General features: G+C 70.2%; 12 protein-coding genes. 5 read left to right on the plus strand and 7 right to left on the minus strand.

The genetic code is table 11. The features are described from left to right. A partial coding sequence (locus tag VNO22_13405) for a hypothetical protein (protein HXG62368.1) occupies nt 1-337 on the plus strand: 337 nt, incomplete at its 5' end. Between the two features lie 149 nt (nt 338-486). Here VNO22_13405 and VNO22_13410 read toward each other — a convergent pair. From VNO22_13410 to VNO22_13420, 3 genes are read right to left on the minus strand one after another with little or no spacing between them, the layout of a single operon-like run. Beyond that, the gene (locus tag VNO22_13410) at nt 487-1,215 is read right to left on the minus strand and encodes a DUF1080 domain-containing protein (protein HXG62369.1); all 729 of its coding nucleotides are present in this window, start codon (nt 1,213-1,215) and stop codon (nt 487-489) included. Nucleotides 1,216-1,228: 13 nt separating this feature from the next. Next, nucleotides 1,229-3,301: an FAD-dependent oxidoreductase gene (locus VNO22_13415; GenBank protein HXG62370.1), complete on the minus strand. Its 2,073-nt coding sequence runs from the start codon at nt 3,299-3,301 to the stop codon at nt 1,229-1,231. 4 nt (nt 3,302-3,305) lie between these two features. Continuing rightward, the gene (locus VNO22_13420; GenBank protein HXG62371.1) at nt 3,306-5,276 is read right to left on the minus strand and encodes a hypothetical protein; all 1,971 of its coding nucleotides are present in this window, start codon (nt 5,274-5,276) and stop codon (nt 3,306-3,308) included. A 119-nt stretch (nt 5,277-5,395) separates the two neighbouring features. On the opposite strand from VNO22_13420, the gene VNO22_13425 reads away from it, so the two are divergent. Both VNO22_13425 and VNO22_13430 read left to right on the plus strand, forming a co-directional pair. Beyond that, complete coding sequence (locus VNO22_13425) at nt 5,396-7,105, plus strand: carbon starvation CstA family protein (protein ID HXG62372.1); 1,710 nt, start codon at nt 5,396-5,398, stop codon at nt 7,103-7,105. Between the two features lies 1 nt (nt 7,106). Continuing rightward, nucleotides 7,107-7,373, plus strand: a complete 267-nt coding sequence (locus VNO22_13430) for a hypothetical protein (protein HXG62373.1) — start codon at nt 7,107-7,109, stop codon at nt 7,371-7,373. Here the strand turns inward: VNO22_13430 and dauA are convergent. Then, the gene (gene dauA / locus VNO22_13435; GenBank protein ID HXG62374.1) at nt 7,370-9,181 is read right to left on the minus strand and encodes a C4-dicarboxylic acid transporter DauA; all 1,812 of its coding nucleotides are present in this window, start codon (nt 9,179-9,181) and stop codon (nt 7,370-7,372) included. The two genes, VNO22_13430 and dauA, sit on opposite strands and share 4 nt — an antisense overlap. Before the next feature lie 149 nt (nt 9,182-9,330). Here dauA and VNO22_13440 point away from each other — a divergent pair, with 149 nt between their 5' ends. Then, nucleotides 9,331-11,778, plus strand: a complete 2,448-nt coding sequence (locus VNO22_13440) for a PSD1 and planctomycete cytochrome C domain-containing protein (protein ID HXG62375.1) — start codon at nt 9,331-9,333, stop codon at nt 11,776-11,778. A gap of 4 nt (nt 11,779-11,782) precedes the next feature. Then, nucleotides 11,783-13,177, plus strand: coding sequence for a DUF1501 domain-containing protein (locus VNO22_13445; GenBank protein ID HXG62376.1), 1,395 nt, complete (start codon nt 11,783-11,785; stop codon nt 13,175-13,177). Between the two features lie 75 nt (nt 13,178-13,252). On the opposite strand, the gene cysS is transcribed toward VNO22_13445, so the two are convergent. The 3 genes from cysS to VNO22_13460 are packed head-to-tail and all read right to left on the minus strand — an operon-like array spanning nt 13,253 to nt 16,459. Further along, nucleotides 13,253-14,674: a cysteine--tRNA ligase gene (gene cysS / locus VNO22_13450; protein ID HXG62377.1), complete on the minus strand. Its 1,422-nt coding sequence runs from the start codon at nt 14,672-14,674 to the stop codon at nt 13,253-13,255. Nucleotides 14,675-14,678: 4 nt separating this feature from the next. Next, entirely contained in the window at nt 14,679-15,152 is a 474-nt protein-coding gene (gene ispF / locus VNO22_13455) for a 2-C-methyl-D-erythritol 2,4-cyclodiphosphate synthase (protein ID HXG62378.1), read from the minus strand. A 47-nt stretch (nt 15,153-15,199) separates the two neighbouring features. Further along, complete coding sequence (locus tag VNO22_13460; protein ID HXG62379.1) at nt 15,200-16,459, minus strand: protein kinase; 1,260 nt, start codon at nt 16,457-16,459, stop codon at nt 15,200-15,202. Nucleotides 16,460-16,650 lie beyond the last annotated feature (191 nt).

Here is a 16,650-nt window from a genome sequence, read left to right on the forward strand (position 1 = left end):
GACGGGGGTGCCGATCGTCCTCGGCGCGTGCGCCGCGGGCGACCCCCTCGATCGCGCGTTCGGACCCGACGGGCGCACGATCCGCCGGGCCCTCGAGGAGTTCCCCCCGGAGCGCCGGGCCGACTTCGAGCTCGTCCGCGACCGCTGCGGGCGGTGCCACTCGCTCGATCCCGTCTTCGCCGCCCGGGTGCCCGAAGGAGGCTGGGCCGCGCAGGTGCGCACGATGGCCCGCAAGGCGGGCGCGGGAATCGCCCCCGCGGAAGCCGCCCGGATCGCCTCCTTCCTCGAGTACTTCGACGCCGAGCGCCGCGCGGCGGCCGCCCCGCACGCCCCTTGACCGGCCCCGGGGAACGGCCCCGGCTTTATTTCTGGGGGGATTCGGCGGGACACGAAATCGTGGCCGTTTACCCGTGCACGTCCTCTGAGGCCGCCGGGCCGGGGCCGGCGTGAGAATCCGCCGGAATCCGACCCCTCCCCCGGCGACGCTCACGGCAGGGGGCCGATCTCGATCCGGCGGAATTCGACCTCCGTGCCTTCGGCCTGAAGCGCGATTTTCCCCCGGTCCGTCGTGGCGTTGAACCCTTCGTTGACGAGGTCGCCGTTCACCCAGACCTTCACCGTCCGGTCCCGGGCCTCGATGACCATCGTGTTCCACTCGCCGATGGGCTTCTCGGAGTTGTCCGTCAGGTTCAGAATCCGCCGGGCGTCGTTGGGCCCGCCGCCGTACTTCTGGCCCTCCTTGCGGGGGCGGCGCTTCTCCATGTCCGGAACTTCGATATTCTCCTGGATGCACCAGAAGTCCCCCGCGTTCCCGCTCATCATCTGCACCTCGATCGACTGGGGGAACATCTTCCCGAGCGCCCGCGGCGTCGAGGAGTGGATGAGCACGCCGCAGTTGCCCGCCTTCTTCGGGAACCGGTACTCGATCTCCAACCGGTAGTTCCGGAAGGCCGAGGTCGTCATGAGGTGTCCCCGCGGCTCGCCGAGACTCACGAGCATCCCGTCCCGCACGACGAAGGGATCCGGGGCCGAAGGATTCTGGTCCTTGGCCGGAACGTCCATCGTCCACCCCGAAAGGTCCCTGCCGTTGAAGAGCGACGCTTTCCGCGACGGCACCACGATCCCGTCCGGACCGGCCACGCAAAGGCCCCCTTGCGCTCCCGCCGCGCACGCCCCGAGCAGCCCGACCGCAACGATCAGTCCCATCCGCTTCATGGCCGTTCCCCTCCTAGCGTTCCAGCCACCGAACCGCGTCCACGATCACATAGCCGTCCGTCCCGGCGTTGGCGATTTCCACCGCCGCGCGGCCCCCCGCGAACTCGAACGTCCCCACCGGCGCGAAAAGCCCCTCCACCGGCGGAACCGCCCGCTGGTCGAGCGCCGCCTCCGCCCGGCCGCCCGCGTGCTCGATCGTCACCGCCACCCGCGAGGCCCGGTTGGGATGGGCCGTGTAGGCCACCTGCACCTCATAGCGGCCCGGGCGCGGAAGCTCCGCCTCGAACCGCGCGCGCTTGGCGCCCTTTCCCGCGTTGCCGTCGTGCCGGTACCCCTCCCCCACGTACGGCTCCTGCGCGCGGCTCGGCGTCCAGTCCCCCACGAGCGTCGCCCGCGCGTCGTCCACGACGATCCCCCGGGGCTTCGGCGGGCCGTATTCGAGCACCTGCCCGTCCGCCCGGAGACGCTCCCGCAGCCGCGCATACGGCAGATCCTGCACGGCGATCCCCCCCTCGATCGCCAGCGCCGCCGCCGTCGCCGCCGACTGGCCGAGAATCATGAACACCGGCTCCATCCGGATCGAGCCGTACGCGATGTGCGAACTCGACACGCAGACCGGGACCAGGAGATTTTCGCATTCCGCTTTCTTCGGCGTGAGCGCCCCGTACGCGATCTCGTACGGCCGCGGGCAAGGCACCCCGATGTCCCCCTCGTTCTGGACGTGCCCTTCGGGCGTCACGTACCGGCGCACGTTGTGGGAATCGATCGTGTAGGAGCCCATCCCCACGGAGTCCGGCGTCTCCTTGCGGTCCAGACAATCGTGCTCGGTCATGACGTACGCGCCGATCATCCGCCGCGCCTCCCGCACGTAGATCTGGTGCGGCCAGCCCCCGTTGTCCGTGAACTCGTCCTTCGCCAGGCCCCAGCGGGATACCGCCTTCCGGACGTCCTCCGGCACCCGCGGGTCGTTGGCCATGAAGTACATGAGCCCCTTCTGGTAGGTCTCGTGCTCCTTGAGAATCTCCCGGCGCCGCTCGTAGGACGCCTCGGGATAGTCGTAGTTCATCCCGATGTTGTCGGTGCTGAAGGGGCCATGGTTGTTGGTGTCGGTCTTTCGGTTCGGGATCGGATCGTACTTGTTGAAGAGTTCCCGCCATCCCGATTCGAACACCCGAAGCAGAAGCTCGTACTGCCGGGGATCGTACCCCTCGGGCTTGGGGAACGGAATCCGGTTTTCCGGGAGGTCCGTCAGGCACATCCGATAGCAGTACGCCTGCACCCGCCGGTCCCCTTCCCCCCGCACGCCCGGCGGATCGGGACTGATCCGCGGGAGAAGCCCGCTTTCCGGCTTTCCGGGAACGACGTACGGCGAAATCGGCTTCTTGAAGAAATGCGCGTGGTGGAGAACCCCCACCTGGTTGCCGTTCCAGGTCTCCCCGTAGACGGAATTGGCCTCGCGGCCCACGTGGTAGCTCACCCCCGCGGCGGCCATGAGGTCGCCTTCGTAGGTGGCGTCGATGAACATCCGGCCGCTCCAGAAGGCCCCGTCGAGCGTGCGGAACCCGACGATCCGCGCGCCCTCCTTCCGGACGCCTCCCGGCCCGCGGTCCAGCCACCGGTCACGGAAGACGGGAATCCCGTATTCCTTAACGTAGCCCTCGAAGATCGCTTCCGCGACGTGAGGCTCGAAGATCCACATGGTGCGGCGTTCGCCGTCGATGGCCGGTGTTCCCTGCCCCTTGTTGCCGTACTCCGAGGGCTTCTGCCACCTCCAGGCTTCCGGCTTCTGGTAATGCAGCCACACGCGATGGTAGAAGTCGCGCGCGAGACCTCCGATGACCGCCTTGTTGCCCGTGTCCGTGAAGCCCAGGCCGCCGCTCGAAAGCCCGCCCAGGTGCCTGTCCGGACAGACGATCGCGACCGATCGGCCCATCCGGCGCGCCTGGACGGCGGCGATCACGCCGGCCGAGGTTCCGCCGTAGACGACGATGTCGTACGATCCCCCCTCCACGCCGCCGTTCGGCGCGGGAGCGCCCGCGCAGCCCGCCGAAAGAATCGCCGTCCAGAAGAAGGCGCCGCGCCGCATGGATCTAGTCTCCCTGGAAGTCGCCCGCCGCTCCCGCTCCGTTCCCCGCCCGGTCCTGGGTCCCGGGCGCTGGATTGGTCGCCGCGCCGCCGGTCGCGTCGCGGCCGTCGAAAAAGACATCGCCCCCATTTCCGCCGGCGACGCCGCCGCGGGCGACGATCGACCCGAGGTTCTGGACGATCCCGCCGGTGGGGCTGTCGGTCGAAGTCGTCAGATCGTCATCCGCGTCGAAGACGACGGCCGCCGAGGAGGAATCGACGCTGGAGGCGCTACCGTCGTTGCGGGCGCTCCCGCCCGTGGCGCCGTCGCCGCCTGAAACGTCGATCGACGCGCCCGACGCCAGCGTGATCGCGCCGCCGGCGCCGTCGCCGTCCGAGTCCGAATGGACCACGACCCGGCCGCCCTGGCCGCCGGCGCCGGTCGCGCTCGAGCCGCCCTTCGCGGAAATCGTGCCGGAGAGCGTAACGTCGTGAGAAACGGTCGAGATCGAAAGCACCGCGCCCCCGCCGCCGGTGCCGCTCCCGTTGGCGGGCCCCCCGTCGCAGGTCCAAACGCCGGAGACGGAGATCCGCCCGTTCGCCGAGACCGTGAGATTCCCGGCCACCCCGCCGGCGCTCGAACCCTCCCCGGTCCCTCCGCGGGTGTCGAGATCGGCGCTCCACGTGAGGTCCCCGAAGGGCCCGGAGTTCGTCACCGAGACGGCGCCTCCTCCGCCGCCGGCGGCGCTTCCGTTCACCGATGAGCCTCCCCGAGTGTCGAATTTCCCCTGCACGGAGGCGTCGGCCCCCCCGTTCGTATCGAACGCGATGGCTCCGCCGACGCCGGTCCCGGTTTCCCCGTTTCCGCCGCAGGTCGAGTACGTCCCCCGGCCGGTTTCGAGCGTCAGGACACGATTCCCGCTCGTCCCGAGACTTACATTGCCGGCCGTGCCGCCGACGGCCCCCGTCGTGCCCACCGTCGCCGCGCCGCCGGAGGTGTCGATGAGACCGTACACCCGCGCGGGAAGGGATCCCCCCGTCAGCGTGAAGGTTCCCCCATCTCCGCCGGTCGCGTCGCTGCCGGTCGCTGTGGCGTTACCGCCCCGCATCGTGATCGTCGTCGAAACGTCCACGCCGCCGGGACCGGTCAGCGTCACCGATCCCGCGTCTCCGCCCGCCACAGTCGTCGAGCCGGAGGCCGCGCCGCCCGAGGTCGTCACCGTCCCGAATACATAAAGCTTGCTGACGGCGGTCATCGCGACGTTTCCGCCCGCGCCGCCCGAGGTCGTTCCCGAGCCGCCCGGCGTCTTGACGGATCCCGCGGTGAAGTAAATGTGATCCCCGCCCGGCAGGATCGTCCAGGTGACTGAGCCGCCCGCGCCGCCGGCTCCGGCCGTGTGCGCTTCGCCGGACGCGTCGATCTCGCCGGTGACGACGATCCGGCGCGCTTCGATGAGGAGCGGCCCGGCGGCATCGCCGTCCGACGTGCCGTCCGTGTTCGCGGTGCGGACCGTCCCGGAGACAAACACCGTCCCGTTCGGAGCGCGCAGGGTGATGCCATCGGGAGGCCCCGACCCCGGATCGCGCGCCGTCAGGACTCCGGACACCACGAGATCTCCATTGGTCGATTCGATGGTGACGGCCCCGGAGGCGGTGATGTTAACGGTTCCGGTAATAAGGAGATTTCCAGGTTGGCTGACACTGGAGCTGACTGAGGTGATCGTGGTTCCCGTCGTGGGGGCGCTGGGAACGGGCGGCACGCTCAGAGTCGAAAGCGACGCGCCGATATTGAGCGTTTCCGAGGCGTAGCCACTGATCTGGCCGCCCGCGCCGCCCGTGCCGTCGATGCCCCCCGTGGACGAGGCGTTTCCGCCGCAGGCCGAAAGGGTCAGCCCCGCGGGGGTCCCCGGGAGAATGACGAAGACGATCTCCGGATCGTCGTGGCAGGCGGCGAGCGAACAGACGAGCGCGGCCAGGGCCGGATATCGCAGGCTCATGAGCGGCCTCCTCCCGATGGGCGCCCCTTCCGGGGAGCCGGCACGAACCCTGAATATACCCGAATCGCCCGGGAAGCAAAGACTTTGCATCCGCCGCCGCGGGACCTACACTGGGCGCCATGAGCCTGCCGCTTCTGGCGATCCTGGTCCTGGCGGCGCTCGGGGCCGGGTACGCGCTCTACGGACGCCTGGTGGCCGCCCAGTACCGCCTGGACGACGCGCGCCGCACGCCCGCCGAGGAGGTCAACGACGGCGTGGACTTCGTGCCGACGCGCCCGTTCTACCTTCTCGGCCAGCACTTCAGCGCCATCGCCGCCGCGGGGCCCATCGTGGGGCCCATCCTCGCCTGCGTCCAGTTCGGATGGCTGCCCTGCATCCTCTGGGTCACGCTCGGCGTCGTCTTCATCGGAGCCGTCCACGATTTTTCCGCCCTCGTCGCCAGCGTCCGCCACAAGGCGCGCTCGATCGCCGAGATCGTGCGGGAAAACCTCGGGCCGCGGGCCTGGGCGGCGATCATGGCGTTCATCTGGATCTGCCTGGTGTACGTCATCGTGGCGTTCACGGACGTGACGGCCCAGAGCTTCGTGGGCCGGATCGAGGAGCTCGAAGGGGTCAAGGTTTCCTTCGAGCGGGGCGGGGCGGTCGCCTTCTCGAGCACGGCCTATCTGCTTCTGGCGGTCGCGATGGGCGCCCTTCAGAAGAAATTCGCGCCGCCGCTCTGGCTCGTGACGCTCCTTTTCGTCCCGGCCACGCTCGGCGTCGTCTGGCTGGGCACGAAGTGCTCGACGTGGCTGGTCCTGTCCGGTCCTTCCGCCCCGCGGATCTGGGGGGCGATCATTCTGGGGTACTGTTTCCTGGCGTCCCTGCTTCCGGTGTGGCTTCTCCTACAGCCGCGGGGATATCTGGGAGGCTTCGTTCTTTACATCGTGCTGGCGGTCGGCGTTTTCGGCATCTTCTTCGGCGGATTCGAGGTCCGCCAGGACGCCTTCAAGGGCTGGGTGCAGCGGGACGCTTCGGGGCAGCCGACCCCCACGGGGCTTCTTTTTCCCTTTCTTTTCGTCACGATCGCCTGCGGCGCGTGCTCGGGATTCCACGGCCTGGTCTGTTCGGGGACGACCTCCAAGCAGATCGCGCGGGAGTCCCACTGCCGGCCGGTGGGATACGGAGGGATGCTGCTGGAGGCCTTCGTGGCGCTCATCGCCCTCGGGACCGTCATGATCGCGGCGCGGCCGGAGGGGCCGTCGGTCACCTACGCCAAGGGCATCGCCTCGTTCCTTTCCGTGATTCTGGGCCGCGAGCAGTTCCTTTTCGCCTTCATCTTCGGCTCGCTCGCCTTCGCGACGTTCGTTTTCGACACGCTCGACGTGGCCACGCGGCTGGGGCGGTACATTCTCCAGGAGCTCACGGGGCGGCGTTCGCGCGCGGCGGCGGCCGCGGCCACGGCGGCGACGGTCGGGGTGCCGCTCTTTTTCATCCTCTCGGCCGATCCCCCCCGGCCCGGCCGTCCCCCCGCCTACATGGAATTCTGGACGCTCTTCGGCACGTCCAATCAGCTCCTGGCGGCGCTGACGCTGCTCGGGATCACGGTGTGGCTCCGGCGCCGGGGGCGGCGCTGCTGGTTCACCTTCGCGCCGATGCTTTTCGTGATGGCGGTCACCGTCGCGGCGCTCGGAATCCAGGCGGTGCAGGCCTTCCGGCGGCCGATCGGGCTGAACCCTTCGACGATCAACGGAGTCGTGTGCATTCTCCTGATGGGACTGACGACGCTTTTGGCGGTCGAAGCCGCGCGCGCGGTGCGGCGACCCGCGCCCGCGTCGGAGGGCGCCTGACGTGGACCGGACGCTGGCGCTTTTCCTCGGGATCGTGGCGCTTCTGACGGCGGTCCCGGCGTGGCTGGCGGGATCGATCCTCGCGCGGCGGGCGAAGGCCGACGGAGAGCCCGTCCGCGACTGGATTCCGTTCGGGCTTCTCCCCTACGCGCTCACGCGCTTCCGCCACCCGCACCGCGGGGCGATCGTCGCGGCCTACGTGGCGGCGAATCTCGTTTCCTGGGGGGCGCTCGCCGCGCTCCTGGGGCTCTCCCTGGCCGGACGCTAAGCGGGGCTCGGCGGCGCCTGAAGGCGCAGGCGCGTCGTCCCGCCGGAGGTCCCCCCCGCTCCGGCGATCCGGGCGGCCAGCTCCACGGCCGCCCCGAGGTCCGAGCGCAGCCGGAGGGTCCGGAAACGGGTTTTCAGGCCCGCGCGGCGCAGGAGCCGGCGGGGTTGCCGCTGCACGCCGGCGAGGATGGGCGTCACCCCCCGGCGTTCGAGCCGCTCCAGGGCGCTTTCCAGAGCCACCAGGCCGGTCGCGTCCATGTACGGCACCTGGTCCATCCGGAGCACGATCGCCCGCACCCGGTCGGTGACGATCCCCAGCGCCGCGATCGCCCGTTCGGCCGCGCCGAAGAACAGGGGGCCCGCGATGTCGTAGACCACGACCCCGGGGGGAACGGGCACCGGTCCTGCGGCTTCGGCGTCTCCGACGATGCGGGCGCGCGTCATGGAAGCCATGCGCTGCATGAAAAGAAGGGCCGCAAGCACGATCCCCACCGTCACGGACACCACCATGTCGATCGCCACGGTGAGCCCGAAGCAGACCAGAAGCACCGCCACGTCCCCGCGCGGCGCCACCCGCAGCGTGTGGAGGAAGTGTTTGGCCTCGGACATGTTCCAGGCCACCAGAAGCAGGAGCGCCGCCAGGGAAGCCATCGGAAGGTAGCCCAGAAGGGGCGCCAGCCCCAGGACCGCCGCCAGGATCGTGAGGGCGTGGACCATGGAGGCCACGGGGGAACGCGCCCCGGACCGGATGTTCGTCGCCGTCCGCGCGATCGCGCCGGTCGCCGGAATGCCTCCGAAGAAAGGAGCCACGAGGTTCCCGAGGCCCTGAGCCACCAGCTCCGCATCCGGGTCGTGCCGCGTGCCCGACATGCCGTCGGCCACGACGGCCGAAAGGAGCGACTCCACGGCGCCGAGAAGAGCGATCGCGAACGCCTTGGGAAGGAGGGCCTGGATCGTATCGAAATCCAGCCGGAACGGCGCCCCTCCCGGCCCCCCCAGCGTCCAGGGCAGCACCGGCATCGGAGGGATCTGCGGAATGCCGGCGATCTCGCGGCCGCCGACGACCGTATGGAAGCGCCCGGCGATGGTATCGACCGAAGCCTCTGGGAAAAAGTGGCGCAACGCCGCCGCCGCCGCGGCCGCCGCCGGAAGGGCGATCAGCGGAGCCGGCACCGTTCGAACCCAGCGCCGGCAGGCGATCAGAAGCGCCAGCGTGAAGGCCCCCAGGGCCAGGTCCCAGGGGTCCAGCGTGCCGCGCGCCGACCAGAGCTCCGCCACCCGCTCGAAGTAATGGTCGGAAAGATGGGCGGGACGCAGACCCAAGAAGTCCTTCACCTGAAAGGTCGCGATCACGACGGCGATGCCCGCCGTGAATCCGGTCGTCACCGGGTGGGGCACGAACTGAATGAGGCGTCCCAGCCGCAGCAGGCCGAGCGCGGCGAGCATCACGCCGGCCATGGCCCCCGCGGTCAGGAGCCCTCCCATCCCGTACTGGGCGCAGATCGGGGCCAGGATGACGACGAACGCCGCGGTCGGGCCGGATACCTGGGTCCGGGAGCCCCCGAGCAGGGCGATGAGGAATCCCGCGACGATCGCCGTGTAGAGCCCGTGCTGCGGAGGAGCCCCCACGTTGATGGCCAGGGCCATCGCCAGGGGCAGGGCCACGACGCCCACGACCAGGCCCGCCAGAACGTCGCTCCGAAGGGCGTCCCGCCCGTAGCCCTCCTTGAGCGCGGCGCGCAAGGCCGCCGCCGGCAACGCGCTCCAGGGAAGGCCGGCGTCCGGCTCGAAATATCGCGTCCTCGGCATGCGGCGGCTCCTTCCGGACAAAAGGGGCTGTAACGTACCGCACCGCCGGGTCGATTTCCAGGAGAAGGCGCGTCCGCTATTTCACTGAAATTTCAGTGGAAACGGCGGGCCGCTTCGGTGTACAGATTATTAGCGAGGAGGTGATCGCCGTGCTCAGGTTCCTGGGGCGCGCTCCGGCCGTCCTTCTTCTCTCGTTCGCCGCCGCGGCGGCGGCCCCCGCCGCCCAGGAGGACGCCGCCCGCGAGGGCATGGAATTCTTCGAGAAGAAAATCCGCCCCGTGCTGGCCGAGCGCTGCTACTCCTGCCACAGCGCCCAGGCGGGCAAGGTCAAAGGCGGACTCCACATCGACACCCGCGAGGGCCTCCTCCGCGGCGGCCACCTCGGACCGGCCGTCGTCCCCGGACATCCGGAGAAAAGCGTCCTCCTCCTGGCCATCAAGCACGCGGACCCCGACCTCAAGATGCCCCCCAAGACCAAGCTTCCCCCCGAGGTCGTCCGCGACTTCGAAACCTGGATCGCCCGCGGCGCCCCCGACCCGCGCCACGCGGACGCCGGCGCCGGCGCGCGCAAGGGCGCCATCGACTGGGACGAGGGCCGCCGCTTCTGGGCCTTCCGTCCTTTGGCCGATCCGTCCCCTCCGGCCGTCCGCGACCCCTCGTGGCCGGAAAGCCCCATCGACCGCTTCATCCTCGCCAAGCTCGAGGAAAAAGGGCTCCGCACCGGCCCCGACGCCGACAAGCGCACGCTCCTTCGGCGCGTGACGTTCGACCTGACGGGCCTTCCGCCCACGCCCGAGGAAATCGAGGCGTTCCTGGCGGACGATTCGCCGGACGCCTTTGCGAAAGTGGTCGAGCGGCTTCTGGCCAGTCCCCGCTACGGCGAACGCTGGGGCCGCCACTGGCTGGACGTCGTGCGCTACGCCGACACCGCCGGAGACAACTCCGACTTCCCGATCCCCCAGATGTACCGGTACCGCGACTGGGTGATCCGGGCGTTCAACCAGGACAAGCCCTGGCGGGATTTCCTCCGCGAGCAGATCGCCGGGGACCTTCTTCCCTGGACGAACGCGGAGGATCGTTGCGCGAAGATCGTGGCCACCGGGTACCTCGCGCTGGCGCGCCGCTTCGGCTCCCGCGTGGACGACTACCCCTGGCACCTCACGATCGAGGACACGATCGACAACCTGGGCCGCGCGTTCCTCGGCCTGACCATCAACTGCGCCCGTTGCCACGATCACAAGTTCGACCCCATCAGCCAGGAGGACTACTACGGCCTCTACGGCATCTTCGCCGGCACCCGCTACCCCTGGCCGGGCATCGAGCTTCAGCAGTACCAGCGCGATCTCGTCCCCCTGGCCCCGCCGGAGGTCGTGGAGCCCGCCCTGCGCGAGCGCGAGGAGCGCCGCAAGGCGCTGGAGGAGGCGGTCAAGCTTCTCGAAGCCGAGAAGAAAGCCGTCGACCGCGCGGCGGCCGATTCCGCCCTTCCCTCCGACGGCGAAACCGTGCGCGCCCGCGAGCGGGCCGAGGAGCTGGGCCGCGCCCTGGCCGCCGCGCGCCGCGAGCGCGACCTTCTTCCCAAGACGCCGCTCCCGTTCGAGACCGCCTACGCGGTCTCCGAAGGTCCCCCGGCCGGAAACGCCCGCGTGCATATCAAGGGCGACCCCGCCCGCCTCGGGGCCGAGGTGCCCCGCCGGTTCCTGACGATCTTCGGAGGAAAGCGGGTCCCCGAGACCGAAAAGGGCAGCGGCCGTCTCCATCTGGCCGAGTGGCTGGCGGATCCCTCCAACCCGCTGCCGGCGCGCGTCATCGTCAACCGGATCTGGACGTGGCACTTCGGACGCGGCCTCGTTCCGACGCCGAGCGACTTCGGCAAGCAGGGCAAGCCCCCGACGCACCCGGAGCTTCTGGACTGGCTGGCCCGCCGGTTCCTCGAGGACGGCGGCTCCTTCAAGGCGATGCACCGGAGAATCCTCCTCTCGCGGACGTACCGGATGTCCGGAGACGACGTTCCGGCCAACGTCGCGGTCGATCCCGCCAACGAACTCCTCTGGCGCTGGCCGCGGCGGCGCCTGGAGGCGGAGGCGATCCGCGACGCGATCCTGGCGGTTTCGGGCGGTCTCGACCGCACGCCGGGGGGCCCGCATCCCTTTCCGCCCTCGACGGAGTGGGGCTTCACCCAGCACAAGCCGTTCATCGCAGTCTACGAATCCTCGCGGCGCAGCGTCTACCTCATGACCCAGCGGATCCGGCGGCACCCCTTCTTCGGTCTGTTCGACGGCGCCGATCCGAGCGCCTCGACCGCCCTGCGGGGAACGAGCACCACGCCCCTGCAGGCGCTCTGGTTCTTCAACGACCCCTTTGTCCACGAGCAGGCCGGGCGCCTGGCGGAGCGGCTGCGGCGCGAGGCGGCCGGAACCGAGGCGCGTCTGGAGCGGGCGTATCTTCTCTGCTTCGGCCGCCCGCCCGATTCCGAGGAGCGCGAGGCGGCCCGCGGCTATCTCGAGGAGGCCGCGCGGATCCTCGGCGGAGAGCCACAGGCCTGGGAAAGCTTCGCGCGGGTTCTCCTGCGCGCGGGCGAGTTCATCTACCTCCGGTGAGGCCATGACGACCCCTTCGGACGGCGGCGTGACGCGGCGGCAGGCGATCCGGTCCCTCGTGGGCGGCTCGATCCTCCTTCCCGGAATCCTCGGCGAGCTTCTGGCCGAAGAGGCCCGTTCGGCCGATCCGCTGGCGCCCCGGAAGCCCCACTACCCGGCCCGGGCCAAGCATGTCATTTTCCTTTTCTCGACGGGCGGTGTGTCGCACCTGGACACCTTCGACTACAAGCCCAAGCTCTTCGCCGACGACGGAAAGACCGTGCTCGTTCCCGGGGGTGGGTTGTCGCGGGACAAGAGAAAGCTCCTGCGGCCCGCGTGGCCGTTCCGGCGCGGCGGGCGGTGCGGCACCTGGGTCAGCGACATCTTCCCGCACCTGCGCGAGCGGATGGACGACATCTGCCTCATCAACTCCATGAAGTCGGACGACAACGAACACTATCAGGCGACGCTGGCGATCCACACGGGAAGCTTCTTCTTCTCCCGGCCGAGCCTGGGCTCCTGGGTGAGCTACGGGCTGGGGACGTACAACCGGAACCTCCCGTCCTTCGTCGTGATCGCGCCGCATCTCCCCTACGCGGGCACGCAGGTCTACGCGAACGACTTCCTGCCCGCCTACCATCAGGGAACGCGGGTGGTCCCCGGCTCGGACCCCATCCCGAATCTGGCGCGCCGCACCCGGGAGCCGGGGCTTCAGGAGCGGGAGCTCGCGCTGGCGCAGGCGCTGGACGGGCGGTATCTGCGCCGTCACGGGGCCGATTCCGAACTCGAGGCGCGCGTGCGTTCCTTCGAGACCGCCTTCCACATGCAGACCGAGGCGCCCGAGGCGCTGGATCTGTCGAAGGAGTCCGAGGAGACGCTGCAGCTCTACGGCCTGAAGGAGCGGGAGACGCAGAACTTCGGGTGGATGTGCCTGGTGGCGCGGCGTCTCGTCGAGCGCGGCGTCCGCTTCATCGAGCTCATCGACACGGGCGCCTCCGACAACTGGGACCAGCACGACAACATCCCCCGCCACGCGGAGCTCGCCCGGCGGATCGACCGTCCGATCGCGGGGCTCCTGGCCGACCTCAAGCGGCGCGGGATGCTCGAGGAGACGCTGGTCGTCTGGACCACCGAGTTCGGGCGCACGCCGGGCGAGGACGGCCCCAAGGGGCGGGGCCACCACGGCGGGGTCTTCTCCTCCTGGATGGCCGGCGGCGGCGTCAAGGGCGGCATCGTCCACGGCGCTTCCGACGACATCGGCGCGACGGTCGCCGAACACGAGGTCCACGTCCACGACTTCCACGCCACGATCCTGCACCTTCTGGGGATGGACCACACGCGGCTGACGTACCGCCACGCGGGGCGCGATTTCCGCCTGACCGACGTCCACGGCAACATCGTGCAGGAAATCCTCGCCTAGCGGGACGCCCGGGCCGGCCCCCGAAGCGGGGCGGGCTCGATCCGCCCGACCCGGAGACCGAACCGGCCGGCGGAGTCAAAGCCTCTTGAGCTTGTACCCGCCGCCCTTGGCGTCCTCGACCGCCCAGCCGAGCGTCCGGAGACGCTCCCGCGCGGCGTCCGCCGCCGCGAAATCCTTCCGCCGGCGGGCCTCCTGGCGCTCCTCGGCCAGGCGCCGCACCTCCTCGGGAACGCCGTCTCCGGACGCTCCCGACGGCGCCCCGAGAACCCCGAAGACGCGGTCGAACCGCTCCAGCGCCTCCAGCGTCTTGCGCGCGGGAGCTCCGGCCATCCCCCGGTCGAGGGCGCGGTTTCCCTCGCGCGCGAAAACGTGCAGCACGCCGAGCGCCCCCGCGACGTCGAGGTCGTCGTCCATCCGCTCCTCGAACTCCCGGGCCGTGCGCGCCAGATCGGGCGCCTCGCCCGAGTCCGGCCGAGCCGCCGCCTCCGAAAGACGCTCCTTGAACTCCCGAAGCCGGCCGAGCGCCGTCCGCGCGTCCCTGAAAAGATCCCACGAGAAATTCACCTGCTGCCGGTACCGCGTCGAGACGAGGGCGTAGCGGATCTCCATAGGGGAGAACCCCCGCTCCAGAAGATCCCGCACGAGCACCACGTTCCCCAGCGACTTCGAAATCTTCCGTCCCTCCCAGAGGAGATGCCGCGCGTGCAGCCAGGTGCGCACGAACTTCTTCCCCGTGGCCGCCTCGCTCTGCGCGATCTCGCACTCGTGGTGCGGAAAGATGTTGTCCTCGCCCCCCGTGTGGATGTCGAGCGTCTCGCCCAGGTACTTCATGGCCATCGCGGAGCACTCGACGTGCCAGCCGGGAAAACCCCGCCCCCACGGGCTGTCCCACTGCATGAGGTGCCGGGGATCCGTCTTCCAGAGCGCGAAGTCCGCCGGATGGCGCTTCTCGGGATTGATCTCGACCCGCGCCCCGGCCTTGAGGCTCTCCAGAGTGTTTCCGGACAGCTTTCCGTAGTCGGGGAACTTCGTCACGTCGAAGTAGACGTTCCCGCCCACGCGGTAGGCGCAGCCCCGCGCCAGAAGCGTTTCGATGAGCGCGATCATCTCGGGGATGTGCTCGGTCGCGCGCGGGAAGCGGGCGGGCTCGAGGAACCCCAGAAGCCGCCGGTCCTCGAAGAACCGGTTCATGAAGTGCTCCGCCACCTGCCAGGCGGTCCAGCCCATCTGCCGGGCCATGACGTCGATCTTGTCCTCCCCGGCCTCGAGGTCGTCCTGGGTGAGGTGGCCGACGTCGGTGATGTTCATGATCTGGGTGACGCGGAACCCCCGGTACTCGAGGTACCGCCGCAGCACGTCCGCGAAGGCGAACGTGCGGTAGTTGCCCACGTGCTGGTCCCCGTAGACGGTGGGGCCGCAGTTGTACATGCGGACGTGCCCGGGCTCCAGAGGCTCGAACGTTTCGAGCCGCCGCGTGTAGCTGTTGTAGAGCTTCATGGCGTCAGGGCGATCCCCGCGGCGCCAGTTCCACCACCGCCAGGCATTCGATCGCCTCCCCGGCCCCCACGGGGCCCAGCCCTTCGTTCGTCTTGGCCTTGATCGACACGCGGTCGGTCCCGAGGGCCCGCCCGATCCGCGCCGCCATCGCCGCCGCGTGCGGCGCCAGACGGGGGGCTTCCGCCACGATCGTCACGTCCGCGTTCACCACGATCCAGCGCGGCCGGATGTCCTCCATGACCCGCGCCAGAAGCGCCTCGCTCGAGACGTCCTTGTAGGCGGGATCCGTGTCCGGAAACTTCCGCCCGATGTCCCCCAGCCCCGCCGCTCCGAGAAGCGCGTCGATCACGGCGTGAAGGACCACGTCCCCGTCGGAATGCCCGAGAAGCCCCCGCGGATGCGGAATCTCGACGCCGCCGAGGACGAGCCGGCGTCCCGGAACCAGGCGGTGAAGGTCGCGCCCCAAGCCGATGGCCATGTCGGGGCGCCAGTATACCAGAGGGGGGCCGCCCCGTACACGAAGCCTCAGGCGAAGAGCGCCAGGAGGAAGAACCCGAAGGCCACCAGGAGGCAGATCCCTCCCGCGAAGAACAGCGGCAGCCAGACGAAGAGCCACTGGAGCAGCCGGAGCGCGCCCGTTCCGGCCGGCGTCCGCCCCGTCTCCCGCCGGACCCGTCGCGCCTCCTCGAGGAAGTACCAGTTGAGAATCGCGCCCGGCAGCCAGAAGAGAAAGTAGCCCATCCCCGCCAGGACGGCGGGCAGAACGAAAGAAGGCGCTTCTGCGGCCCGGCCGCAAGGCGGATCGGCCGGAGGGGCCGGAGGCCGCCCCGACGAAACGATCGCCGCGGCCGCATATCGGGAAGCCGGGTCGTAGAGGAGAATCTCCAGCTCGCGCCCGCACCGGCGGCAGGGGAAGCGCTCGCCCTGCGGCGCCTGGGATTCCCGGCACTCCGGACACTCGGTGCGCCACGCGGGAGCATCCGGCTCCTCGCGCCGGCGCCGGAATTCGGCAAGCGCCTCCGCGGCGTCGGCGAACCGCGCCGCCGCGCGCTCCTCCAGACACCGGTAGAGAAAGCCGTCCCACCGCGTCCCCAGCTCCGGCCACCGCAGTCCCAGGGGTTTGGCCGCGAAGGGCTGCTCGCCCGAAACGATGCGATAGAAAAGCTTCCCGAAGGAGAAGACGTCCGCCGCCGGGCCGCAGCCGCCCGCGGCCGCGTCGAAGCGCTCCGGCGCCGAGTAGAGGGGCGAGGCCACTCCCCCCTCCGCGGGAGCCTCCGCGGAAAGCGCGATCTCCCCGTCCCCCTCCGGCCGGCCGCCGTAGCCCACGTCGATCAGCCGCACGTCCCCGTCCGGCGTCACGAGCACGTTCCGCGCGGAAAGGTCGCCGTGGACGAAGCCGTTCCGGTGCATCGCCGCCAGGGCTTCGAGCACCTTGCCCGCCAGCGCGAAGCGTTCCGAAAGCGGAAGATCGGGGCGCGCGGCCAGAACGTCCTCGAGCGGCTCTCCCGGAAGGAACTCCATCCGCAGATAGGGAGGATCCGCGTCGAGATCGACGTGTTCGACCCGCGGGAACCAGCGGCCGTCCGCCCCGGGCAGGCGCCCGAGGGCGTACTGCGCGGCCGCCTCCCGGCGGAGTTCGGCGACCGGCCGGCCGCGGCGGAAGATCTTGAGGGCGACGGGCTGTCCCAGATAGTCCGCCCGCCAGACTTCCCCGAAACGGCCCGCCCCGAGAAGTTCCCGGAGCGCGTGCCCGTGGACCACCCTGCCGCCCGCGACGTCCCGCATGGCCACTCCGCCCCGAGTATACCACACCGCCCGACCGAGGCACAACGCCGAACGGGACGCCCGGATCCGCCTTGACCGCGCCCCCGACTTAGTGTAGGTTTAACACTAACTGGGGACCCGGCATGGACGCCCCCTTCGTCCCGGAGCGGGAAGTCGGACTGGCCGTCGATCTCCACACGCGGACGACGGCG

This window comes from Planctomycetota bacterium, assembly GCA_035574235.1.
Taxonomy (GTDB): domain Bacteria; phylum Planctomycetota; class MHYJ01; order MHYJ01; family JACPRB01; genus DATLZA01.

Bases quoted from the DNA above. Each gene is read 5' to 3' on its own strand.
- VNO22_13410 (HXG62369.1), bottom strand. From the start codon at position 1,215: ATGAAGCGGATGGGACTGATCGTTGCGGTCGGGCTGCTCGGGGCGTGC.
- VNO22_13415 (HXG62370.1), bottom strand. From the start codon at position 3,301: ATGCGGCGCGGCGCCTTCTTCTGGACGGCGATTCTTTCGGCGGGCTGC.
- VNO22_13420 (HXG62371.1), bottom strand. From the start codon at position 5,276: ATGAGCCTGCGATATCCGGCCCTGGCCGCGCTCGTCTGTTCGCTCGCC.
- VNO22_13425 (HXG62372.1), top strand. From the start codon at position 5,396: ATGAGCCTGCCGCTTCTGGCGATCCTGGTCCTGGCGGCGCTCGGGGCC.
- dauA (HXG62374.1), bottom strand. From the start codon at position 9,181: ATGCCGAGGACGCGATATTTCGAGCCGGACGCCGGCCTTCCCTGGAGC.
- VNO22_13445 (HXG62376.1), top strand. From the start codon at position 11,783: ATGACGACCCCTTCGGACGGCGGCGTGACGCGGCGGCAGGCGATCCGG.
- cysS (HXG62377.1), bottom strand. From the start codon at position 14,674: ATGAAGCTCTACAACAGCTACACGCGGCGGCTCGAAACGTTCGAGCCT.
- ispF (HXG62378.1), bottom strand. From the start codon at position 15,152: ATGGCCATCGGCTTGGGGCGCGACCTTCACCGCCTGGTTCCGGGACGC.
- VNO22_13460 (HXG62379.1), bottom strand. From the start codon at position 16,459: ATGCGGGACGTCGCGGGCGGCAGGGTGGTCCACGGGCACGCGCTCCGG.